Annotated in this window: 4 protein-coding genes and 4 tRNA genes; 7 read left to right on the top strand and 1 reads right to left on the bottom strand. The window is 40.0% G+C overall.

Annotation, left to right across the window (positions count from 1 at the left end; genetic code table 11):
• Positions 1 to 313: 313 nt before the first annotated feature.
• Both murB and birA read left to right on the top strand, forming a co-directional pair.
• Entirely contained in the window at positions 314 to 1330 is a 1017-nt protein-coding gene (gene murB, locus AAEY93_RS20070; protein ID WP_124013986.1) for a UDP-N-acetylmuramate dehydrogenase, read from the top strand.
• The gene (birA, locus tag AAEY93_RS20065; RefSeq protein ID WP_124013987.1) at positions 1327 to 2289 is read left to right on the top strand and encodes a bifunctional biotin--[acetyl-CoA-carboxylase] ligase/biotin operon repressor BirA; all 963 of its coding nucleotides are present in this window, start codon (positions 1327 to 1329) and stop codon (positions 2287 to 2289) included. The genes murB and birA overlap by 4 nt, the downstream gene beginning before the upstream one ends.
• Before the next feature lie 37 nt (positions 2290 to 2326).
• Here birA and coaA read toward each other — a convergent pair whose 3' ends face one another.
• Complete coding sequence (gene coaA, locus AAEY93_RS20060) at positions 2327 to 3277, bottom strand: type I pantothenate kinase (RefSeq protein WP_124013988.1); 951 nt, start codon at positions 3275 to 3277, stop codon at positions 2327 to 2329.
• A 223-nt stretch (positions 3278 to 3500) separates the two neighbouring features.
• On the opposite strand from coaA, the gene AAEY93_RS20055 reads away from it, so the two are divergent.
• The 5 genes from AAEY93_RS20055 to AAEY93_RS20035 all read left to right on the top strand — a co-directional run.
• Positions 3501 to 3576: transfer RNA gene (locus AAEY93_RS20055), tRNA-Thr, on the top strand.
• A gap of 7 nt (positions 3577 to 3583) precedes the next feature.
• A tRNA-Tyr gene (locus AAEY93_RS20050) sits at positions 3584 to 3668 on the top strand.
• 34 nt (positions 3669 to 3702) lie between these two features.
• Positions 3703 to 3776: transfer RNA gene (locus tag AAEY93_RS20045), tRNA-Gly, on the top strand.
• Between the two features lie 9 nt (positions 3777 to 3785).
• Positions 3786 to 3861, top strand: a tRNA-Asn gene (locus AAEY93_RS20040).
• 113 nt (positions 3862 to 3974) lie between these two features.
• Positions 3975 to 4105, top strand: a 131-nt coding sequence (locus tag AAEY93_RS20035) for a GTP-binding protein (protein ID WP_351079386.1), incomplete at its 3' end; no start/stop codon positions are given.

Here is a 4105-nt window from a genome sequence, read left to right as displayed (position 1 = left end):
GATGTGTAGTTTTTCACAGTATAAAATAATTTGAAAGTGGTGAGCATATTAGATCATAATTTAATGCGGATTGGTATAACTCGAAATATGTGTTTGAAATATGTGTTTTTAGTCGCTATTTTCGTAGATTTAACCAACTCATATCTCAATAGATCGACCAGAACTGATTTGTTTTGCAACTTGTGAGAATACTTTTATTTGCTCTATTAAATCAAATTTACCTTAAATAACCTGCTTTTTTAAACAGAAACAAACTAATTTAAAGTTATCTTCCCTGTTACAATAACCGCATTCTTTATAAAGTTGATTTTCTATGTCTATATCTTTGGCAGCGTTTAATACCTTTGCTCTTCAGCAGAATTGCACTTCACTTGTTGAAGTGACGAGCAAAGCTGAACTCATTGATATTTGTAATAAATTGTATAAACAACAGTTGCCTATGTTGGTGCTTGGCGGCGGCAGTAATTTGGTTTTTACTGAAGATTATGATGGCACTGTGGTAAAAGTCTCTACAAAAGGGATACAGTTTACTGCAGATGATGATTATCAATATATCACCATTCAAGCCGGCGAAAATTGGCATAACCTAGTTGAGTCCTGTTTGCAAAAACAGATTGATGGTTTAGAAAATATGGCTCTGATCCCTGGGACTGTAGGTGCGGCACCAATACAAAACATTGGTGCCTATGGTGTTGAATTTAATCGGTTCTGTTACGAGATAGAGTTTTTACAACTCGATACAGGACACTTGGTTCGTTTTAACAACCAACAATGTGATTTTGGATATCGTGAGTCTATTTTTAAAAAACAACTCAATAATGTAGCCGTAATTACCGAGGTCACACTGAAATTGGCTAAGCATTGGGTGCCTGTAATAGATTATGGGCCTTTGCAACACTTTGAGCCATCGACAGTCACAGCCAAGCAGATATTTGATTGCGTCTGCCACATTCGCCAATCAAAATTGCCAGATCCTAAGGTATTAGGCAATGTCGGTAGTTTTTTCAAAAACCCGCTAGTTTCAACTAAGGCTTATAATCAACTTAAACTTCGTTTTACTGACCTGGTCGCTTATCAACAAGTTGATGGTCAATATAAACTTGCTGCAGGTTGGTTAATCGATTACGTCGGTTTAAAAGGGGTTAATATCGGTGATGCTGCCGTTCATCAAGATCAAGCTTTGGTGTTGGTTAACCTCGGTCACGCTACTGGCAAACAAGTCTGTCAATTAGCGAAATACGTCATCCAGATGGTTTTTGACAAGTTTGCGGTCACATTACAACCCGAGCCTAGGATTATGGGTTCAGTTGGGGAGATAGAAATAAAATGAATGAACATTGGTCACGCAAGCGCCAAATATTAGCGTGTTTACACCATGATCGTTTTGTTTCGGGTGAGGTCATTGCGCAGTCTTTATCGCTTTCTCGTGCGGCAATTAATCAGCATATTGATGCATTGAAAGACTATGGTATTGAAATATATAGTGTAAAGGGCCGAGGCTATAAATTAGCAAAGCCACTGTCGTTGGTAAATGAGTCACATCTTGTTAATGGTGTTGATGGGCGCTGTTTTTATTTTGATGAAACAACAAGCACTAATGCTTTTATGCTTGGACATGCTGCTGAACTAAAATCCGGTGATATTTGTATTGCTGAATATCAATCTGCCGGCCGAGGAAGAAGAGGAAGACAGTGGTTATCCCCTTATGGTCACCATATTTATGCCTCTATGTTTTGGCGCTTAAATGGCGATATTAGCCAAGCAAGTGGTTTAAGCCTCGTTATTGGCTGTTCTATTGCTAAAACATTATCAAATTTTGGTGTCCAAGGATTGGGATTAAAGTGGCCAAATGATATTTACCTTGATCATAAGAAATTGGCAGGAATTTTAGTGGAAATCTCTCATTGCACAGACCAACAAACCGAACTAGTGCTTGGTTTTGGTATTAATATGAGTATGTCTGCTGAGCAAGGTGAGCTTATTGACCAGCCATGGAGTGACCTATCCAGTTTGATGAGTATGCCTGATAAAACCGAGCTATTGATTAAACTGCATAAAACCCTTAAGGCTGATCTGCAGTTATTCGAGCAGAAAGGGTTAGAGGTTTTTTTAGACCGCTGGAATGAATTTGATTTATTTGTTAATCGTGATGTTACCCTGTTAATGGCCCCTAATTCAGTTAGTGGTATTTACCGAGGTATTGATGAACAAGGGGCGTTAATACTTGAAACCGAACAAGGTGTTAAGCGCTATCTAGGTGGTGAAATTAGTCTTAGGTCAGCACTGTAGAGGGTAAACATGAGCCTAGTTATAGGCTCATATGTTATTATTTTCTCAATAAAACGCGGTCCATTAAGTGATTTGGTCCCTTTTGTAAAATGAGGTGGGCCCGCTCTCGCGTTGGCCGAATATTTAATGATAAATTCGGCCCATTAATAGTATCCCAAATGTTCGCCGCAATATCATTAGCTTCATCATCGGATAGAGATGAATAGTGATGAAAAAATGAGTTTGGATCACTAAATGCACCTTGCCTGAATTGTAAAAATCGTTGTTTGTACCAGTCTTTCAGTAATGATTCTTCAGCATCGACATAAATAGAAAAATCTACAAAATCTGAAACAAACGGCCTCCTTGTATCAACCGGGCTGTCTAAGCCTGTTTGCAGTACATTTAAGCCTTCTAAGATTAAAATGTCAGGCTGACATATGGATTGATGTTCATCGTAGCGTCTATCGTATGTCACATGCGAGTAAAGTGGGGCAATAACTTCTTCATTACCTGCTTTTACCGCAGAAATAAATTCCACTAACATTTTCATGTCATAGCTTTCAGGAAAGCCTTTACGCTGTAATAATCCTTTGCGTTTAAGGTCTGCTAATGGATATAAAAAACCATCAGTGGTGACTAAATCAACTTTAGGATGCTCAGGCCAACGTTGCAATAACGCTTGTAATATTCGCGCTGTGGTACTCTTACCAACCGCAACGCTTCCTGCGATACTAATAATATACGGACCTGGAGATGCTCTCTGCTCGAGAAAATTATCAAGAACCAGTCCACGCTGTTGCTTAGAGCCGACAAATAAATTCAGTAAACGACTGAGGGGAAGGTAAATGTCAGTGACTTCGTCTAAAGACAGCTTTTCATTCATACCACGCAGGTTTTCTAATTCAGCCTGACTCAATGTGAGCGGCACCGATTTGCGTAATTCAGCCCAATGCTTGCGCTGAAAAGCAAAGTAGAGTGCATCTTGTATTGAGTTAATTGGGTTCATTACCATTCCTCTAGTTTGGTCAGGCACATTACACTATCGAATAAATGGCGACAATAGTTTGGTCTTCATTTGTATTAATCACTAATTACATTTGTCTGCAAATCACACTTTCTATACAAAATGAGTGCAAAAAAGCGTCATTTGAAACTTTTTTTAGGTTTTTTACCATTTAGCTATTGCACTCCGAGGCACATTTACCTAATATCCGAACCCGAAATGATGCGCCGGCATAGCTCAGTTGGTAGAGCAACTGACTTGTAATCAGTAGGTCCCGAGTTCGACTCTTGGTGCCGGCACCATTTTTCTGGAGGGGTTCCCGAGTGGCCAAAGGGATCAGACTGTAAATCTGACGGCTCAGCCTTCGAAGGTTCGAATCCTTCTCCCTCCACCATTTTCTAGGTAGTTAGGTAGCCTAAATAGGTTGCGCGGATGTCGTATAATGGTATTACTCCAGCCTTCCAAGCTGATAACGCGGGTTCGATTCCCGCCATCCGCTCCAAATTTGTTCGCTGATATGGCTCGGTTGGTAGAGCGCACCCTTGTTAAGGGTGAGGTCGGTAGTACGAATATGCCTACCAACACCAGCCTGTTATGAATAAGCTTCCTAACCCTAAATAATCGATTCGATGTCATTTTATGCATCGGATTTTTACTATATGTGTTTTCATCACCAAGATAGTTGGACTGAGGCAATACCATGGCAAAAGCTAAATTTGAACGTAACAAGCCCCATGTAAACGTGGGCACCATCGGTCACGTTGACCATGGTAAAACAACCTTAACAGCAGCAATTTCTGCCGTTTTGTCTAAGACATATGGTGGTGAAGC

It is taken from the genome of Shewanella sp. CAL98-MNA-CIBAN-0140 (assembly GCF_040309905.1).
In the GTDB taxonomy this organism is placed as follows: domain Bacteria; phylum Pseudomonadota; class Gammaproteobacteria; order Enterobacterales; family Shewanellaceae; genus Shewanella; species Shewanella psychromarinicola.
This window is presented reverse-complemented; position numbering and strand designations above follow the sequence as displayed.

Bases quoted from the DNA above. Each gene is read 5' to 3' on its own strand.
- murB (WP_124013986.1), top strand. From the start codon at position 314: ATGTCTATATCTTTGGCAGCGTTTAATACCTTTGCTCTTCAGCAGAAT.
- birA (WP_124013987.1), top strand. From the start codon at position 1,327: ATGAATGAACATTGGTCACGCAAGCGCCAAATATTAGCGTGTTTACAC.
- coaA (WP_124013988.1), bottom strand. From the start codon at position 3,277: ATGAACCCAATTAACTCAATACAAGATGCACTCTACTTTGCTTTTCAG.